Origin of the sequence: Streptomyces sp. YGL11-2, from assembly GCF_050054615.1 — a bacterium.
Taxonomy (GTDB): domain Bacteria; phylum Actinomycetota; class Actinomycetes; order Streptomycetales; family Streptomycetaceae; genus Streptomyces.
Map to the genome: position 1 here is coordinate 165863 of NZ_JBNHIN010000006.1, position 17780 is coordinate 183642.

Below are 17780 nucleotides of genomic sequence, written 5' to 3' on the forward strand. Positions count from 1 at the left end.
GTGCCCCACGCATACAACGGCATGGCCGCAACGGATCTCCGTGATGTGTCATGGCAGAAGAGCCGGCACAGCAACTCCCAGGGGTCCTGCGTGGAGTTCGCGAAGCTGCCCGGCGGTGACATCGCGGTCCGCAACTCCCGCTTCCCGGACGGCCCGGCGCTGGTCTACACGCTGGCCGAGGTCGAGGCGATGCTGCTCGGCGTCAAGGACGGGGAGTTCGACCACCTGGTACGCGACTGACACGTCGTACGCGACGGACACCGCGTACGCGACCGGCCCGGCCGCGCGTGGCCGGGCGGCGCGGTGCGGACAGGCGAACGGGCGCCCGTGGCATACGGGCGCCCGTTCGTCGTGTGCGCGGGCCGCGGGCGCTGTGGCGGCAGGCCCGCGGCGGCCGGTTCTCACGGCAGCCGGAAGAGGGCCCACACGACCTTTCCGTGCTGGGCCCCAGACAGCCGGTGCCAGCCCCAGCTGTCGCTGAAGGAGTCGACCAGGTAGAGCCCGCGCCCCGACTCGGCGGCGGAGTCCGCCTCGCCGGCCTCGGGAGACGCGTCGCTGGGGTCCCGTACGGCGCAGACGAGCCGGGAGGACCAGCGCATCAGGTGGAGCCGGGCGGGCGGCACCGTGTCTGTGTACTCGGTGTATTCCGCGTATTCCGAGCCGAATTCGGGAGTCCGGCCGGGGGCGGCGAGCACCGCGTGGCGCAGGGCGTTGGTGACGAGCTCGGAAACCACCAGGGCCACCCCGTCGAAGAGGTCCTCCAGGTCCCAGCCGCAGAGCGTTTCGCGGGTGAACTTCCGTGCCCCGCCGACCGACTCGTAGCGCGGCGGGAGCGAGCAGGACGCGGATCCGGAGACGGCCAAGGGGTCGACGGGAGGAAAGCCCTGCCATAACGGCTCGAAATCGAGCATGGTCATAACCTTGGTCCCCATGCGAGGCACTCCTGGCGTTCGCGGACGTCATGACCCTGGCCGGTCAGCCGGATCTGGCGGATCTTTCACGAGCGTGCATGCGTGCGACGCCCATGGTTCCCAATGCGTAGGACAGATGCAAGGGCAGATGCACGTGCAGCTGACGTGATTGCGTAGGGCTAGCCGCATAAGCGCCGTATTCTTCCCGTGATTTCTTGTGGAGGGCTTGCGGGGGCCGCACATATCAGTAACCGGATGAGCACTCAACGAAGCCTGAACATGGCAGACTGCGGCCCACTGTTGGACGGGGTGGGGTCACAGGAGGGTCAGAGAGGTGTCCGCAAGTGAGTCGAGCGGGTCGGTGGTGCGGCGGATCCTGCTCGGGTCGCAGCTCCGTCGGCTGCGTGAATCGCGCGGGATAACCCGCGAAGCGGCCGGCTACTCGATCCGTGCGTCCGAGTCGAAGATCAGCCGCATGGAGTTGGGCAGAGTGAGCTTCAAAGCACGCGATGTCGCCGATCTCCTCACGCTGTACGGCGTGGGCGACGAGCAGGAGCGCGAGGCGCTGCTCGCCCTGGCCCGCGAGGCCAACGTCGCGGGCTGGTGGCACAGTTACGGCGACGTGCTGCCCGGGTGGTTCCAGACGTACGTGGGGCTGGAAGGGGCGGCCTCGCTGATCCGCGTCTACGAAGTCCAGTTCGTCCACGGGCTGTTGCAGACCGAGGAGTACGCGCACTCGGTCGTCTCGCGGGGCATGCCGGGTGCGCCGGCGGCCGACATCCAGCGCCGGGTGGCGCTGCGCCAGGAGCGGCAGAAGCTGCTGATATCCGAGCGGGCGCCGCAGCTGCACTGCGTGCTGGACGAGGCCGCGCTGAGACGTCCGTACGGCGGACGGGCGGTGATGCGGGGCCAGTTGAAGCATCTGATCGACATCTCCGAGCGGCCCAACGTGCGGTTGCAGGTCATGCCGTTCAACTTCGGTGGGCACGCCGGCGAGAGCGGTGCGTTCACCATGCTGCGGTTCCCGGAGTCCGATCTGTCCGACGTGATCTACCTCGAACAGCTCACCAGTGCCCTCTACTTGGACAAGGCGGAGGAGGTCGCCCAGTACGAGCGGGCGATGGCGCGGCTCCAGGAGGACAGTCCGGATCCCTCCCAGACCAGGGATCTCCTGCGTGGTCTACTCCAACTCACTTGACGCGGCAGTAGGATGACGCCGGATCAGCCCCCCGCAGAGCAGAGCCGCACAGAGTAGGGATGCCATGTCCTTCTTCGCAGACCTGGCCTACCAGTTCATCGACGGTGAATGGCGGGCCGGCAGCGGCTCGTGGGACATCATCGATTTCAACCCCTACGACCAGGAGAAGCTGGCGTCGATCACGGTCGCCGGAGTGGACCAGGTCGACGAGGCGTACCGCGCCGCCGAACGGGCGCAGCGCGCCTGGGCCCGGTCGAATCCCTACGAGCGGCGAGACGTCACCGAGCGGCTGCTGCGGCTGATCGAGGAGCGCGAAGAGGAGATCATCGAGGCGCTCGTCCTCGAACTGGGCGGCACCCGCAGCAAGGCCGCCTATGAGGTCCGGCTCGCCAAGGAGTTCGTGCGCGAGGCGATACAACTCGCGCTGCGGCCCCAGGGACGGATACTGCCCTCGCCGGTGGACGGCAAGGAGAACCGCGTCTACGGCCTGCCGGTCGGGGTGATCGGCGTGATCAGCCCGTTCAACTTCCCGTTCCTGATCTCCATGAAGTCGGTGGCCCCGGCGCTGGCGCTCGGCAACGCCGTGGTGATCAAGCCCAACCAGAACACCCCGATCACCGGTGGCGGGCTGATCGCCAAGCTCTTCCAGGACGCCGGGCTGCCGGACGGGCTGCTCAACGTACTGATCACGGACATCGCGGAGATCGGTGACGCGCTGATCGAGCACCCGGTGCCCCGGGTGATCTCGTTCGCCGGGTCGGACAAGGTCGGCCGGCATGTGGCGGCGGTCAGCGCCGGGCACTTCAAGCGGGTGATCCTTGAACTCAGCGGCAACAGCGCGCTGATCGTCATGGACGACGCCGACATCGACTACGCCGTGGACGCCGCCGTCTTCAGCCGGTTCGTCTACCAGGGGCAGGTCTGCATGGCGGCCAACAGGGTGCTGGTGGACCGCGCCGTGGAGGCGGAGTTCACCGAGAAGTTCGTCGCCAGGGTGGCGGCGCTGCGGACCGGCGATCCCCGCGATCCGCAGACCCAGATAGGCCCGCTGATCAACGGGTTCCAGGCGGAGGCGCTGACCTCGCTGGTGGACCGGGCGGTCGCCGAGGGGGCCACGGCGCTGCTGCGCGGCCGTACGGACGGCAACCTCGTCGAGCCGAGCGTGCTGGCCGGGCTGCCCGCGGACTCCGGGTTGCACGGCCAGGAGATCTTCGGGCCGGTCGTCCTGCTGGTGCCGTTCGAAGGGGAGGACGAGGCGGTGCGGATCGCCAACGACTCGCCCTACGGGCTCAGCGGGGCGGTGCACACCGCCAACGTGGAGCGCGGGGTGCGGATCGCCCAGCGGATCGAGACCGGGATGGTCCACGTCAACGACGGGACGGTCAACGACGAGCCGCAGGTGGCGTTCGGCGGGGAGAAGTTCTCCGGGGTCGGGCGGCTGAACGGGGAGTCCACGATCGAGGCGTTCACGACGCAGAAGTGGGTGTCCATCCAGCACGGGCGGTCCCACTTTCCGATCTGAGGCCGCCGGGCCGCAATCCGGTATGCCGCGTGGCCAGTTGAGGACACGGGCTGACCGCAAGGGCCCGTAGCGTACGGGGTGTCGGAAGACGGCCGGCCGGCTCCCGCCGGCCGCCGGTACCTGTCGTGAAAGGCGGCTGTCATGCCCACTCTTGTCCCTGCCGAGGCCCACGGTGACGAGCGCGGTGCGCTGCTGGCCTTCCTGGAGGCGCAGCGCGGCGGGCTGCGGCGGGCGGTCCTCGGACTGACCGACGAGCAGGCGCAGCGGCGGCCGAGCGCCAGCGAGCTGTCGCCGGCCGGGCTGGTCAAGCATGCCGCGGAGGTCGAGCTGCGCTGGCTGGAGACCGCGCAGCAGCGGGAGCACTCCATTGCGCGGGACCGGGACAACTGGCATCTGTCCTTCCAGTTGGAGGACGGCCAGACGGTGGCCGGGACGCTGGCGTTCTGGGACGAGGTCGCGGAGAAGACGGAGAAGTTCATCCGCTCCGTGCCGAGCCTGGACGACACCTTCCCGCTGCCGAAGGCGCCCTGGTTCCCGGACGGGGGACGGCACTCGATGCGCTGGCTGGTGCTGCACCTGATCGAGGAGACCGCGCGGCACGCGGGCCATGCCGACATCATCCGGGAGTCCCTGGACGGCAGGACCGCGTTCGAGCTGGTGGCCGAGGAGCGGGCGGCCCGAGAGGGGTGACCTCCGATCCCGGTGCGCGGCGGCCTAGGCTGACGGCAGGGACGCGCGCGAGGGATTGAGGAGACGATGTCGGCGATCCGGCTGCTGGTGCTGGGGGCCGTGCGGCAGCACGGCCGGGCGCACGGCTATCAGGTGCGCAACGACCTGGAGTACTGGGGCGCTCAGGAGTGGTCCAACGCCAAGCCGGGGTCGATCTACCACGCGCTGAAGCAGATGGCGAAGCAGGGGCTGCTGCACGCCCACGACATCGCGCCCAGCACCGCCGGCGGCCCGCCGCGTACCGAGTACGAGCTGACCGCGGCGGGCGAGGCGGAGTACTTCACGCTGCTGCGGGCGGCGCTGGCGCAGCGGGATCCGAAGACCGACGTGCTGAGCGCCGGTCTGGGCTTCATGGTGGACCTGCCGCGGGAGGAGGCGGTGGCGCTGCTCGGGGAGCGGGTGCGGGCGCTCACCGAGTGGCGGTCCACGGTCACCTCGTACTACACGCCCGAGGGCGGGACCGGACAGCTCGGCCACATCGGCGAGATCATGAACATGTGGGTGCACTCGGCGGACGGCGGTGCGGAGTGGACCCGGGAGCTGATCGCGCGGATCGAGGGCGGCGCCTATGTCTTCGCGGGCGAGGGGGAGCCCTTCAGGGGGGTGCTCGCGGAGGGGCAGGAGAACCCGTACGCGACGACCGGGGACGCCGCGGGCGACGAGGACGACGACGCCGACGGTCCGGGGTCGGGGCCGGGGCCGGGCTCACCCTGACCCATCGGACAGACGCTAGTGGTGGAACGCGGTGGCGACGTTCTCCGGGCGGTTCAACGGGCGGGGCTGGCTGCGGAGTTCGGGCAGCAGGCTCTCCAGGTCCGTGAGGAAGAGGTCGGCGAGGTCCTGGGAGAAGCCGTTGCGGCAGACGATGCGGAGGACGGAGAGGTCCTCGCGGTGTGGCGGGAAGGTGTAGGCGGGGAGCAGCCAGCCGCGCTCCTTCATCCGGCGGGACACGTCGAAGACGTCGAAGGCGGTGACGCCGTCCGCGGTCGTGAAGGCGAAGACCGGCAGCTGGTCGCCCCGGGTGAGCAGCCGGAAGTCGCCGAGCGCGGCGATCCGTTCGGCCAGTGAGCGGGCCACGTCGCGGGTGGCCTGCTGTACGGCGCGGTAGCCCTCCCTGCCCAGCCGCAGGAAGGTGTAGTACTGGGCGGCCACCTGGGCGCCGGGCCGGGAGAAGTTCAGGGCGAAGGTCGGCATGTCGCCGCCCAGGTAGTTGACGCGGAAGACCAGTTCCTCGGGGAGCGCCTCCTCGTCGCGCCACAGTGCCCAGCCGACACCCGGGTAGACCAGGCCGTACTTGTGGCCGGAGGTGTTGATGGAGGCGACCCGGGGGAGCCGGAAGTCCCAGACCAGGTCGGGGTCGAGGAACGGGGCGATCATGGCGCCGGACGCGCCGTCGACATGGACCGGGACGTCCAGGCCGGTGCGTTCCTGGAGGGCGTCGAGGGCTGCGCAGATCTCCGCCACCGGCTCGTACGACCCGTCGAAGGTCGAGCCGAGGACGGCCACCACGCCGATGGTGTTCTCGTCGCAGAGCGCGGCCGCGGAGGCCGCGTCGAGGTGGAAGCGGTCGCCCTCCATGGGGACCTGGCGGGCCTCGACCTCCCAGAAGGTGCAGAACTTCTCCCAGCAGACCTGGACGTTGGCGCCCATGACGAGGTTGGGGCGGGCGGTGGCGGGATAGCGGTCCGCGTTGCGCCGGGACCAGCGCCGTTTGAGGGCCATCCCGGCGAGCATGCAGGCTTCGCTGGAGCCGGTGGTCGAGCAGCCGATGGTGGCGGACGGGTCGGGTGCGTGCCAGAGGTCGGCGAGCATCGCCACGCAGCGCCGCTCCAGTTCGGCGGTGCGCGGGTACTCGTCCTTGTCGATCATGTTCTTGTCCTGGCACTCCGACATCAGGACGCCGGCCTGCGGTTCCATCCACGTGGTGACGAAGGTGGCCAGATTCAGCCGGGAGTTGCCGTCCAGCATCAGCTCGTCGTGCACGAACTGGTAGGCGGTGTGCGGGGAGACGGGGCCCTCGGGCAGGGTGTGCCGCGGGGGAGAGGTTTCCATGCCGGCGACCGGGTCGGCCTCGCCGTAGAAGGGGTTGACCGGGCGCGCCGGGCGCGAGCGGTCGCGGTCGGATGCGCCTTTGTGGAGAGTCATCTGAGGGGGATACCCGTCAACTCGCAGCGGAAAGGCCGGCTTTGATGGCTTTGGTGAATTTCACGACACGTTCCGCCTGGATCCGGGCGGCGGTGCGGGCGTTCGCGTCGACCGGGGTATCGGGGCCGCCGACGTGCGAGGTGCCGTAGGGGTTGCCGTCGGTGAACTTCGCCGGGTCCGTGTAGCCGGGGGCGATGAGGATGCCGCCGAAGTGGTGGACGGAGTGGTAGAGCGCGAGGAGGGTGGACTCCTGGCCGCCGTGCGCGGTGGCGGAGCCGGTGAAGCCGCTGTAGACCTTGTCGGCCAGCCTGCCCTGCTGCCAGAGGCCGCCGAGGGTGTCGAGGAACTGCTTGAGCTGGGACGTGACGTTGCCGAAGCGGGTGGGCGTCCCGAAGATCACCGCGTCCGCCCAGATCATGTCCTCGTGGCTCGCCTCCAGGATGTCGGCGGTGGCGGTGACGTTCGCGGCCCAGGCCGGGTTGGCGTCGATGGCGGCCTGGGGGGCGAGTTCGGCGGCCCGGCGCAGGCGCACGTCGGCGCCGGCGTGCTCGGCGGCGTCCGCGATCAGGCGGGCCAGCTCGGCGATGGTGCCGGTCGAGGAGTAGTAGATGACCGCGACGTTCACGTCGTGCGTGGGCATGGAGGCACCTCCTGGAACCCGACAATAGGGGCATAAGGGGTGCGTGGCCTCCAGTGTTCGGCCAGTGGAAGCGCCGGTGTCCGCGTGGCCGGGCCGCCTGGCCGGGCCACGGTGGCGCGGCCCGGCCCGGCCACGCGGACCCGTACGGCGGCGCGGCCGGGCGGCGGCTCAGCTCGCGCTGGCCAGCGACAGCTTCGCCGCGAAACCGAGGAAGGCGGCGCCGGCGCCCGCGGACAGCCCGGCCGTCAGCCGCTTGCGGCGCCGGAAGGTCACCGCCAGGAACGTCCCGCTGAAGATCAGGACCGAGAGGTAGCTGAGGCTGAACAGCTGCGCCCAGGCACCGAGGGCCAGGAACGACAGCACCGGGTGCGCATAGGACGGGTCCACGAACTGCACGAAGAAGGAGATGAAGAACAAGATCGCCTTCGGGTTGAGCAGGCTCACCACCAGTGCCCGGCGGAACGGCCGTTCGGCGGACTCCTTGGGGGCCGCAGAGGGGGCGGGGGGCGCCGGGGCGCCGCCGGGTACGGCCGCGCCGTCCCGGGCCGCCACGGCCGCCCCCTGGGGCGCCGCGTCCCCCGCGGCGCCGGCGTCCCGTACGGACCTGCGGTCCCGGCCGCCGCGCCACAGGGACCAGGCGCCGCGCAGCATCCCGACGGCCAGCCACGTGAGGTAGCCCGCGCCGGCGAACTTCACGATGCCGAAGAGCAGCGGGCTGGTCTTCAGCAGCGAGGCCACCCCGCCCGCCGACAGCGTCATCAGCACCGTGTCGCCGCACAGCACGCCCGCCGCGGCGCGGTACGCCACCCGCCGGCCGCGCCGGGCGGCCACCGAGACGACATAGAGCGAATTCGGGCCCGGCAGCAGAATGATCAGTGCCAGGCCCGCCAGATACGTGGACAGATCCGTTATTCCGAGCATGGCCGGAAGGATGCCACCGGGCGGCCGGTGGCTCGCCGGCCGTTCAGAATCCGGACCACCGCGGCCGCCCGCCCGTATCCGTATCCGTATCCGTACGGCCGGGCTTGCACCTCACGCGGCGTGAGGACCCATCGTGAAGCGCGTACCGATGACCGACGAGGGAGCGGAAGTGAGCTATTCGGTAGGGCAGGTCGCCGGTTTCGCCGGGATCACGGTGCGCACCCTGCACCACTACGACGAGATCGGGCTGTTGGTGCCCAGCGAGCGCAGCCACGCAGGTCACCGCCGGTACGGCGATCACGACCTGGACCGGCTCCAGCAGATCCTGTTCTACCGCGAGCTCGGCTTTCCGCTCGACGAGGTGGCGGCCCTCCTGGACGACCCGGACGCGGACCCGCAAGCGCACTTGCGGCGCCAGCACGACCTGCTGACCGCGCGGATCGGCAGGCTCCAGGAGATGGCCGCCGCCGTCGAAAACGCGATGGAGGCACGCAGAATGAACGTACGGCTCACCCCGGAGGAGAAGTTCGAGGTCTTCGGGGACTTCGACCCCGACCGGTACGCCGCCGAGGCGGAGCGGCGCTGGGGCGGCACCGACGCCTACAAGGAGTCGCAGCGGCGGACGGCCGCGTACACCAAGGAGGACTGGAAGCGGCTGGGCGCGGAGTTCGACGCCATCCACCGCAGGATGGCCGACCTGCTGGCGCAGGGCGTGCCGGCGGACTCCGAGGCGGCGATGGACGTCGCGGAGGAGCACCGCCGGTTCATCGGGGGCGCCTATTACGACTGCACCTACGAGATCCACACCGGGCTCGGGGAGATGTACGTCGCGGACGAGCGGTTCACCGCCACGTACGAGGCGATCCGGCCCGGTCTGGCGGTCTACATGCGCGACGCGATGCTGGCGAACGCGGTCCGGCACCTGTGAGACGCGGTCCGGTATCTGTGAGGTGAGTGCGGGGGCGTCCCGGTGAGTGCGGTGGCGTCCCTCGGCGGACGTGGGGGGGCCGGAGCGCGCTGCTCTCCGGCCCGCACGGCTGCGGGGGCCGATCAGCTCGCGGGGGACAGGACCACGGCCGTGCCGTAAGCGCACACCTCGGTGCCGACGTCGGCGGCCTCGGTGACGTCGAAGCGGAACATGAGCACCGCGTTCGCACCCCGGGAGCGGGCCTGCTCCACCAGCCGCTCCATGGCCTGGTTGCGGGTCTCGACGAGGGTCTTGGTCAGGCCGCGCAGCTCGCCGCCGATCATCGACTTCAGGCCGGCGCCGATCTGGCTGCCGAGATGCCGTGAGCGGACGGTCAGGCCGAAGACCTCGCCGATCACCCGCGTCACGTGGAATCCGGGGACGTCGTTCGTGGTGACCACCAGGACGTCCGCTGCCTGCTGTCCCCCGCCGTACTCCTCGATGCCCATGATCCGCACCTCCTTGCGGCCAGCATCACCCGGTACGGCGGGGGCGGCCAGCGGCCGGGGCGCGGTCGGGTGGCAGGGGCGGATCCGCGGGGCCCGGGGCGCCGGAGGGCCGGGTTCCGGAGGCCCCCGGTCCTCCGGCTGGAACCACGAGGCGACATAGTCCGTTGATAGCTTTGGGCCGCACACTGCGCCTGCACCCCCGCTTTGGCTCGTCGCATCGCGCGACCCGGCGCCCTCGACCCAGGAGCCCTCACCCCGTGAATACCCTCGCGCTCGGCCCCCAGTGGCTGGACCCGGACTATCTCCTCCAGACCTTCGGTCTGGTCGGCCTCCTGTTCATCGTCTTCGCCGAGTCCGGCCTGCTGATCGGTTTCTTCCTGCCGGGTGACTCGCTGCTGTTCACGACCGGGCTGCTGGTGACGACGAACAAGCTCAACACCCCGCTGTGGGCGGTGTGCCTGCTGGTGGTGCTGGCCGCCGTCCTGGGCGACCAGGCCGGCTACCTCTTCGGGCGCAAGGTCGGCCCGTCGCTCTTCAAGCGGCCCGACTCGCGGCTCTTCAAGCAGGAGAACGTCGAGAAGGCGCACCTCTTCTTCGAGAAGCACGGCCCGAAGTCGCTGATCCTGGCCCGCTTCGTGCCGATCGTGCGGACGTTCACGCCGATCATCGCCGGTGTGAGCCGGATGAACTACCGCTCCTTCCTCACCTTCAACCTCATCGGCGGTGCGCTGTGGGGCGCCGGGGTGACGCTGCTGGGCGCCTCGCTGGGCAACGTCGCGTTCGTGCACACGCACATCGAGCTGATCCTCGTGGGGATCGTGCTGGTCTCCGTGGTCCCGATCGTCATCGAGTACCTCCGGGCGCGCGGCAAGGCGGCGAAGGAGCCGGCGGGCGCGGCCGTCCACCCGGCGGGGGGCCCGGACCGGCCCCTGGGCGCCCCGGGCGACGGCCGCCGCGGGCGGCACGCCAAGCGCTGACGCCCCGGCCCGGACACCGCACCCCGCTCCCGCGCCACCGCGTCCGACTCCACGCGGTCCGGAAAGGTGGTACCCGGGCAAGCGCCACGCCCCGGCATACGGCATCGTGTGCATGACCGGTCGGCAGGAGGCGTAAGAGGAGCGGAGAGACGTGGTGTCGGACCCACCGCGCGGGCAGCGCGGCAGCAGCGGCAACAGCACCGGCGCGGGCAGGGGCGGCGGTACCGGTGACCCTGGGACCTCGGCGCCGTCCGGTCTTCCCGAGGAGCGCAAACCGCAGTCGGACGAGGCGCACAGCGCCTTCACGCCACCGCTGGGCGTGCCGCTGCCGCCGCCGCCCGAAGAGGAGCACCCCACCTCCGAGTTCGCGCTGCCCCAGGGCCTGCGCCCGGAGGTGCCGGCCGAGCAGGAGGGGTCGGCGTTCGCGCCGCCCGGGAGCACCACCGGGCAGACGCCGCTGCCGGGCACCGTGGCCGGCGGTCTGGCGTTCACCCCGCCGCACGGCATCCCGGTCCTCAGCCTCACCAAGGAGGCTCCGTGGCAGGACCGGATGCGCACGATGCTCCGGATGCCGATCCACGAGCGGCCGGTGCCCGAGCGGGTGGAGCGCGCCGAAGACGAGACCGGCGGCCCCGCCGTTCCCCGCGTGCTCGACCTGACGCTGCGTATCGGCGAGATCCTGCTGGCGGGCGGCGAGGGCGCGGAGGACGTCGAGGCGGCGATGTTCGGCGTGGCGCACGCGTACGGCCTGGAACGGGTCGAGCCGACGGTCACGTTCACGCTGTTGTCGATCTCGTACCAGCCGTCGCTGGTCGACGACCCGGTCACCGCCAGCCGGACGGTGCGGCGGCGCGGGGTCGACTACAACCGGCTGTCCGCGGTGTTCCGGCTGGTCGACGACATCACCTCCGAGGGCATCACCCTGGAGGAGGCGTACCGCGGTCTGGCCGAGATCCGGCGGAACCGCCACCCGTACCCGAGCTGGGCGTTGACGCTGGCCTCCGGGCTGCTTTCCGGCGCGGCGAGCATGCTGGTCGGCGGCGGGGCGCTGGTGTTCGCGGCGGCGGCGGTGGGCTCGATGCTCGGCGACCGGCTGGCGTGGCTGGCGTCCGGGCGCGGGCTGCCGGAGTTCTACCAGTTCGTGTGCGCGGCCATGCCGCCGGCCGCGATAGGGCTCGCGTTCGGCCTGGCGCACTCCAACGTGCAGGCGTCCGCGGTGATCACCGGTGGGCTGTTCGCGCTGATCCCGGGGCGGGCGCTGGTCGCCGGTGTGCAGGACGGGCTGACGGGTTACTACATCACCGCCGCCGCCCGGCTGTTGGAGGTCGGCTACCTGATCGTCGGCATCGTCGTCGGCGTGCTGTCGGTGCTCTACATCGGGCTCCAGATCGACCCCGGCCTCAAGCGGCTCAACCCCGAGCAGGCGTTGGGGATGTTCAACGATCCCCTGGTGCAGATCGTCGCGTCCATGCTGCTGGCGCTGGCGTTCTGTGTGCTGCTCCAACAGGAGCGGCACACCGTCGCGTTCGCGACGATAAACGGCGGGGTCGCCTGGGTCGTGTACGGGGCGCTGAACGTGACCGCCGGCTTCAACGCCGTACCCTCCACGGCCATCGCCGCCGGGCTCGTCGGCCTCTTCGGCCAGCTGCTCTCCCGGTACCGCTACGCCTCGGCGCTGCCGTACGTCACCGCGGCGATCGGCCCGCTGCTCCCTGGTAGCGCGACGTACTTCGGGCTGCTCAACTTCGCCCAGGGCAATCTGCAGGAGGGCATCTCGTCGCTGATCCGGGCCGCCTCGCTGGCGCTGGCGATCGCCGTCGGGGTCAACCTGGGAAGCGAGGTCGCGCGGCTGTTCCTGCGGGCGCCGGGCATCACGGAGGCGGGCGCGGGCCGAAGGGCGGCCAAGCGGACCCGCGGCTTCTAGGGCAACACCCGGCGGCCGTCGGCGAATTCCCCTTTCCGGTAAAACCACGGGGGATACGGTCCGTGGATATGGGCCGTGTTTCTGACTGCGGCGGTCCGAGGAATGCGAGGGACCGCCGGCAATTCCTGTCCGGGTTTTCCGTACCCTGTCGGAACGGTCTTGTCAGCCGATGCGGTGGGCGCTACGTTCATGGCGTTCGGCGCCCGGCGGCGCCTCGACCGCCCCTCCCGGGCTCCCCCGGGACCTGCGCCAAGTAAAGAAGAGATGAGTTAACTGACGCGGCCCCAGATGCCCGCCAGTGATCTGCGGGGCCGTATGCCGGTGCCTCAACTAACCCATAACTTGACGCCGGACGGCGTGTTAGCTTCGAACATCTTGACGACGACAGTCCCTATAAGACAGGGCTGTTCTCCTGGTCGCGCACGCGCCGTGAACCGTCGTCAATACGGGGGGAGCACTCATGGCGAGTCATGCCGGCCACGCAAGCCTGAGTAGCAGGACCGGACGCGGCGCCGGATCGGTCTCAAGCGTCGTCAGACAACACACCACACTGCTCGTCACGGGCGTGCTGCTGGGCCTGCTGGGCGTGGGCGCCTCGCTCACCCAACCGTGGTCCATCGGAAAACTGATCGAGGCGGCGGGCAAGGGCGAATCGCTCGCCTTCCCGATCGTCCGACTCGTCACCCTCTTCTGCGTGGGCGCGGTCTTCTCCTCGCTCCAGGCGTACGTCATCGGGCGGGCCGGGGAGAACATCGTCTACGACGTCCGCCAGCTGCTGACCGGACGGCTGCTCCGCGCCGACCTCACCGAATTCGGGAAGCGGCCCCAGGGCGACATCCTCACCCGCACGGTCACCGACACCTCACTGGTGAAGATCGCCCTCTCGCAGAGCCTCGCCCAGCTGATCATCAGCGGTGCCACCGTGATCGGCGGTGTGGTGCTGATGTTCCTCATCGACGTACGGCTGATGCTCATCACCATCGGCTGCCTCGGCGCCGCCAGCCTCATCTCCCTCTCCATCGCGCGCAAGCTGCGCAGGGTGGCCCTCCAAAACCGGGACGACACCGGCCAGTTCGGCACCGCCGTACAGCGCGTGCTCGCCGCGCTGCCCACCGTCAAGGCGTCGCGCGCCGAGACGCGGGAGACCGCCCGCATCGGCAAGCTGGCCGAGCGGGCGCGGCGTTCGGGTATCCGGGTCAACGCCTACAACGCCCTGTTCACGCCGTCCATGAACGTCGGTACGCAGGGCGCGCTGGCCGTCGTCGTCGGTGCCGGAATGGCGTGGGTGGCCCGTGGCGAGATGAAGATGGCCGACCTGACCACGTTCATCATGTACCTCTTCCAGCTGGTGTCGCCGCTGGTGACGTTCTTCATGGGGATAGGCCAGTTCATCCAGGGCCGGGCCGCCATCCAGCGGGTCGACGAGCTGGCCCGCATGCCCCAGGAGGGCAACGGGGCGGAGGAGGCGTCCGGCGGCGCGCCCATCGGGCCGCTGGCCCTGCACGTGCCGGCGGTCGAGTTCCACGACGTGCGGTTCGGCTACCGGCGGGGCGAGGAGGAAGAGCGGACGCAGGTCCTGCACGGCATCTCGCTCACCGTGCCGGCGCGCGGGCTGACGGCGGTGGTCGGGCCCTCGGGCGCGGGCAAGACCAGCATGTTCCAGCTCATCGAGCGCTTCTACGCGCTGGACGGCGGCGTCATCCTGATCGGCGGGAAGAACATCGAGACGCTGCCGCTCGACACCGTCCGCGGGCTGGTCGGCTACGTCCAGCAGGACAGCGCGACCCTGCGCGGCACGGTCCGGGAGAACCTGACCTACGCCCATCCGCACGCCGCCGAGGACGACATCTGGGAGGCGGTGGAGATGGCCGGCCTCACCTCGGTGGTCGCCGGTCTCCCGAAGGGACTCGACACCGAACTCGGCGACCAGGGCAGCGGATTGTCCGGCGGGCAGCGCCAACGCCTGTGCATCGCCCGTACGTTGCTCCAGAAGCCCGCGGTCATGCTGCTGGACGAAGCCACCTCCAACCTGGACTCCGACTCGGAGCGGGACTTCCGCGACGTGCTGCGCAGGGTGTCCCAGCAGTGCGCGGTCATCGCCATCGCCCACCGCATCTCCACGGTGGTCGACGCCGAGAAGATCGTGGTGCTGGAAGGCGGCCGGGTCCGCGCCACCGGCGTGCACCACGACCTGATGGAGCGCGACGAGCTGTACCGGCGGCTGGCGGGCTCCCAACTGCACGCCGGGTCCGCCCCCGTCGCCACGGCGACCGACTGGGTGCGCGGGGAGCCGGGGGCGGGTCCGCTGGCGTCCGCGCTCGGCTGGCCCCAATGGGGCGGCCTCAACGAGCAGACGGTGCGGCTTCGGCCCATCAGGATCGAGGAGCAGTGGTGAGCAGCACGGACGTGGCCATCGTCGGCACCGGCCCCAACGGCCTGGCGGCCGGTGTGGTCCTGGCCCGGGCCGGCCTGAAGGTCGAGCTTCACGAGGCGGCCGAGACCATCGGCGGCGGGCTGCGGACCGCGCCGCTCTTCGACAGCGGCGTGGTGCACGACATCTGCTCCGCCGTCCATCCCATGGCCGCCGCCTCCCCGTTCTTCCGCGCGTTCGACCTGGCGGCCCGCGGGGTCGAGCTGCTGCACCCCGAGATCAGCTACGCCCACCCGCTGGACGGGGGCCGGGCCGCCCTGGCGTACCGCTCGCTGGCGGACACCTGCGCGCACCTGGGCCCCGACGGCCCGCGCTGGCGGCGGCTGATGCGCCCGCTACTGGAGCACAGCGAAGCCGTCGTCGAGCTGATCCTCGGCGGGCAGCGCAGCCTGCCGCGGGACCCCGCCGCCGCCCTGCTGCTGGCCGGCCGGGTGGCCCTCCACGGCACCGGGCTCGGCGCGGCACGCTTCCAGGGCGAGGAGGCGGCGGCCCTGCTCACCGGCGTCGCCGCGCACGCGGTCGGCAGGCTGCCGAGTCTCGCGGCCGGCGCGGTGGCCATGCTGCTCGGCCACCTGGCGCACGGGACGGGGTGGCCGCTGCCGCGCGGTGGCAGCGCCCGTATCGCGGAGGCGATGGCCCAGGACATCACCGCGCACGGCGGCGTCTTCCACACCGGGCACGCGGTGACGGACCTGGCGCAACTGGGCGGCGCGCGGGCGGTGTTGCTGGACACCAGCCCCAAGGGCTTCCTGGCTGTCGCGGGCGAGCGGCTGCCCCGCTCCTACGCGCGCGCCCTTGCGCGGTTCCGCTACGGTCCGGGCGCCGCCAAGGTCGACTTCCTGGTCTCCGAGCCGATCCCCTGGGCCGATCCCGCGGTGGGTCGCGCCGGGACGGTGCATCTGGGCGGCACGCATGCCGAGATGGTGCGCCAGGAGACGAGGAACGCCCGCCGGATACGGACCAGGGAGCCGTTCGTCCTGCTCGTGGACCCCGCGGTGACCGATCCGGGACGTGCGCTGCCCGGGAAGCGGCCCGTGTGGGCCTACGCCCATGTGCCGAACGGCGACCCCACCGACCCCTACGACCTGGTGCGCGCCCGCATCGAGCGCTACGCCCCGGGGTTCGGGGACACGGTCGTCGCCCACCGCTCCGTGCCCGCCGCCGCGTACGAGAGCTACAACCCCAACTACGTGGGCGGGGACATCGGTTCCGGCGCGATGACGCTGTACCAGAGCATCGCGCGGCCCGTGCCCCGCGTCGACCCCTACCGCACACCGCTGCCCGGAGTGTTCCTGTGCTCCTCGGCCACCCCGCCGGGGCCCAGCGTGCACGGCATGTCCGGCTATCTGGCCGCGATTTCCGCACTACGGCACCGTTTCGATATACGTAACGTACCCGCGCTGTCACCGAAAGCTGCCGTTATTTAAATGCGCACTTTCCCGCTGAAGCGGCTGTGCATTCTTTGTCGTCATCGGTCGGCGTCGGTGCCGGTGACCTCACCTTCTGGGTCGGGCCACCGGTAATCCTGTCGCTAAAAGTAGGCAAAGGGCTGGGCAACGCCGGAGGGTCTGGTGTGGGATGGAGTCCGGACCAAGTAAGGGAAACGCGATACGGAAAGCCGATGTGGCCCGGCAGCGCTCGACGCAAAAGGGTTGCAGTCAGTCAATTCGGACACGCGTTGCCCGGTCGGCGCCTGGTGGTGGCACCTGGGTGACTTCGTGGCTCTGTGTACTATTCACTGGTATCCGGGCCGGCGTATATGATGGACTGACACGGCATAAACGTGAAATCCCCCACATCTCGTTGAGGCGATACCACTGGATCGATAGGACTGCTGGTCTGACCCACCATGCAGGCGGCTGTGGTTCTACTGCGCAGCTGTGTTGGCGTATGACGTCATTTCTGGTAACGGCGTCTTGCCTCGTTCCAGCTCTTCTGCTTCACGACGTTCCCGTCGGGATCGACAGTGGGGACAAAGCGAGGGAGCACGGGTGGATAACGGGGGAGAAGACATTGGCTGTGGGTGGCAGTGCGAAGGCCGAAGCGATCGCCTATTTCCTGGCGGCAGACGTACCACGGAGACCGTGAAGGGTCTGCCGGCCGTTCATTCCGCGCCTGAGGCGGGGACCGTTGAATTCGGCCTCGGGGACGCACGTGACCACACCTCGGAATCCCGCTGCGGGCTGAAGTCCCACGCCGGTGCGACCGCGTCGCTCCGGCACATTCGCGAGGAACAGCCACCGGGCCGTCCGGCGAGTGGCCGGCTTCTCGCCCCCGGCGGCAGCCTGGTGATCGAGATGCGCAACAAGCAACCGATCCTGGAACCCTAACCACCGGCACCATCCGGGTGGGGACCGCATTCACCCGGCCGACCACCCCGGATGACGCCCACGATCATGCCCGCGCGGCCGGGCTGGAGCGCGCAGCCCACGAACTGGGACGGCGCTCGCCACAGCCGACCGGTCGCCCTGTTCACCAGTTGCTACGTCAAACCCTGAGTGCGGCATACCCGAACGCGGATCGTAGAAGGGGGTTCCACGTGGGACGTCCACCGATTTTGCCCGCAGACAAGAAACTCGGTCTCCTGGTCAGAGTCATGAGTGGCCAACTGACCGCGGCAGAGGCCGCGCGTGAAGCCGGAGTCTCCGAGCAGTCAGTATCAAACTGGCGCAGACAGTTTATTGAGGGGGCTCGCAACGGCCTGGCCGGCGAGAGCGGAAGGGACTCCGAGGAGGCGTCCCGGATAGCTGAGTTGACCCAGGAAAACGCCATGCTGAAGGCCACGATAGGCGAGCTGTACATGGAACTCCGGAAGTATGGGCGGAGTGCGCCAGGTCGTGTTCCGCAGCCTCGGGGGAAGACTCACCCGGTCCGGAGAGTCAACTAACTCATTATTTTACCCCGGCACTCGGTGTTAGAGTTCTGGGTATCAGCCACTTGAAATCACGGGGGAGGAATTGTGGCGT

Annotated in this window: 16 protein-coding genes; 11 read left to right on the plus strand and 5 right to left on the minus strand. The window is 70.2% G+C overall.

Features of this window, described 5'->3' with window-relative positions:
• Positions 1–240 carry a DUF397 domain-containing protein gene (locus ACO1BR_RS09815; protein WP_426794634.1) on the plus strand — a complete coding sequence of 80 codons (240 nt, stop codon included), beginning with the start codon at positions 1–3 and terminating at the stop codon, positions 238–240.
• Between the two features lie 161 nt (positions 241–401).
• On the opposite strand, the gene ACO1BR_RS09820 is transcribed toward ACO1BR_RS09815, so the two are convergent.
• A complete protein-coding gene (locus tag ACO1BR_RS09820; RefSeq protein WP_426794635.1) occupies positions 402–932 on the minus strand; it encodes an ATP-binding protein in 531 nt (176 codons plus the stop codon).
• Between the two features lie 313 nt (positions 933–1245).
• Here ACO1BR_RS09820 and ACO1BR_RS09825 point away from each other — a divergent pair, with 313 nt between their 5' ends.
• The 4 genes from ACO1BR_RS09825 (at position 1246) to ACO1BR_RS09840 (ending at position 5074) form a co-directional block, all read left to right on the plus strand.
• The gene (locus ACO1BR_RS09825; RefSeq protein WP_426794636.1) at positions 1246–2109 is read left to right on the plus strand and encodes a helix-turn-helix domain-containing protein; all 864 of its coding nucleotides are present in this window, start codon (positions 1246–1248) and stop codon (positions 2107–2109) included.
• A gap of 64 nt (positions 2110–2173) precedes the next feature.
• The gene (locus ACO1BR_RS09830; protein WP_426794637.1) at positions 2174–3631 is read left to right on the plus strand and encodes an aldehyde dehydrogenase family protein; all 1458 of its coding nucleotides are present in this window, start codon (positions 2174–2176) and stop codon (positions 3629–3631) included.
• 141 nt (positions 3632–3772) lie between these two features.
• Positions 3773–4321, plus strand: coding sequence for a DinB family protein (locus ACO1BR_RS09835; RefSeq protein ID WP_426794638.1), 549 nt, complete (start codon positions 3773–3775; stop codon positions 4319–4321).
• Between the two features lie 66 nt (positions 4322–4387).
• Positions 4388–5074, plus strand: coding sequence for a PadR family transcriptional regulator (locus ACO1BR_RS09840; protein ID WP_426794639.1), 687 nt, complete (start codon positions 4388–4390; stop codon positions 5072–5074).
• 15 nt (positions 5075–5089) lie between these two features.
• On the opposite strand, the gene ACO1BR_RS09845 is transcribed toward ACO1BR_RS09840, so the two are convergent.
• From ACO1BR_RS09845 to leuE, 3 genes are all read right to left on the minus strand, one after another.
• Positions 5090–6505, minus strand: a complete 1416-nt coding sequence (locus ACO1BR_RS09845; RefSeq protein ID WP_426794640.1) for a glutamate decarboxylase — start codon at positions 6503–6505, stop codon at positions 5090–5092.
• A 16-nt stretch (positions 6506–6521) separates the two neighbouring features.
• Complete coding sequence (gene wrbA / locus ACO1BR_RS09850; RefSeq protein WP_426794641.1) at positions 6522–7145, minus strand: NAD(P)H:quinone oxidoreductase; 624 nt, start codon at positions 7143–7145, stop codon at positions 6522–6524.
• A gap of 168 nt (positions 7146–7313) precedes the next feature.
• On the minus strand, positions 7314–8066 hold the full coding sequence (leuE, locus tag ACO1BR_RS09855) for a leucine efflux protein LeuE (RefSeq protein ID WP_426794642.1): 753 nt from the start codon (positions 8064–8066) through the stop codon (positions 7314–7316).
• A gap of 169 nt (positions 8067–8235) precedes the next feature.
• Here leuE and ACO1BR_RS09860 point away from each other — a divergent pair, with 169 nt between their 5' ends.
• Complete coding sequence (locus ACO1BR_RS09860; protein ID WP_426794720.1) at positions 8236–8994, plus strand: MerR family transcriptional regulator; 759 nt, start codon at positions 8236–8238, stop codon at positions 8992–8994.
• A 122-nt stretch (positions 8995–9116) separates the two neighbouring features.
• Here ACO1BR_RS09860 and ACO1BR_RS09865 read toward each other — a convergent pair whose 3' ends face one another.
• The gene (locus ACO1BR_RS09865; protein WP_426794643.1) at positions 9117–9482 is read right to left on the minus strand and encodes a YbjQ family protein; all 366 of its coding nucleotides are present in this window, start codon (positions 9480–9482) and stop codon (positions 9117–9119) included.
• Between the two features lie 257 nt (positions 9483–9739).
• Here ACO1BR_RS09865 and ACO1BR_RS09870 point away from each other — a divergent pair, with 257 nt between their 5' ends.
• The 5 genes from ACO1BR_RS09870 (at position 9740) to ACO1BR_RS09890 (ending at position 17701) form a co-directional block, all read left to right on the plus strand.
• Complete coding sequence (locus tag ACO1BR_RS09870) at positions 9740–10459, plus strand: DedA family protein (RefSeq protein WP_426794644.1); 720 nt, start codon at positions 9740–9742, stop codon at positions 10457–10459.
• A gap of 151 nt (positions 10460–10610) precedes the next feature.
• On the plus strand, positions 10611–12383 hold the full coding sequence (locus tag ACO1BR_RS09875) for a threonine/serine ThrE exporter family protein (protein WP_426794645.1): 1773 nt from the start codon (positions 10611–10613) through the stop codon (positions 12381–12383).
• A gap of 460 nt (positions 12384–12843) precedes the next feature.
• Positions 12844–14778 carry an ABC transporter ATP-binding protein gene (locus ACO1BR_RS09880; protein ID WP_426794646.1) on the plus strand — a complete coding sequence of 645 codons (1935 nt, stop codon included), beginning with the start codon at positions 12844–12846 and terminating at the stop codon, positions 14776–14778.
• Complete coding sequence (locus ACO1BR_RS09885; RefSeq protein ID WP_426794647.1) at positions 14775–16241, plus strand: phytoene desaturase family protein; 1467 nt, start codon at positions 14775–14777, stop codon at positions 16239–16241. Before ACO1BR_RS09880 ends, ACO1BR_RS09885 begins: the two co-directional genes overlap by 4 nt.
• Before the next feature lie 1112 nt (positions 16242–17353).
• Positions 17354–17701, plus strand: coding sequence for a transposase (locus ACO1BR_RS09890; protein WP_426794648.1), 348 nt, complete (start codon positions 17354–17356; stop codon positions 17699–17701).
• Positions 17702–17780: the final 79 nt, after the last annotated feature.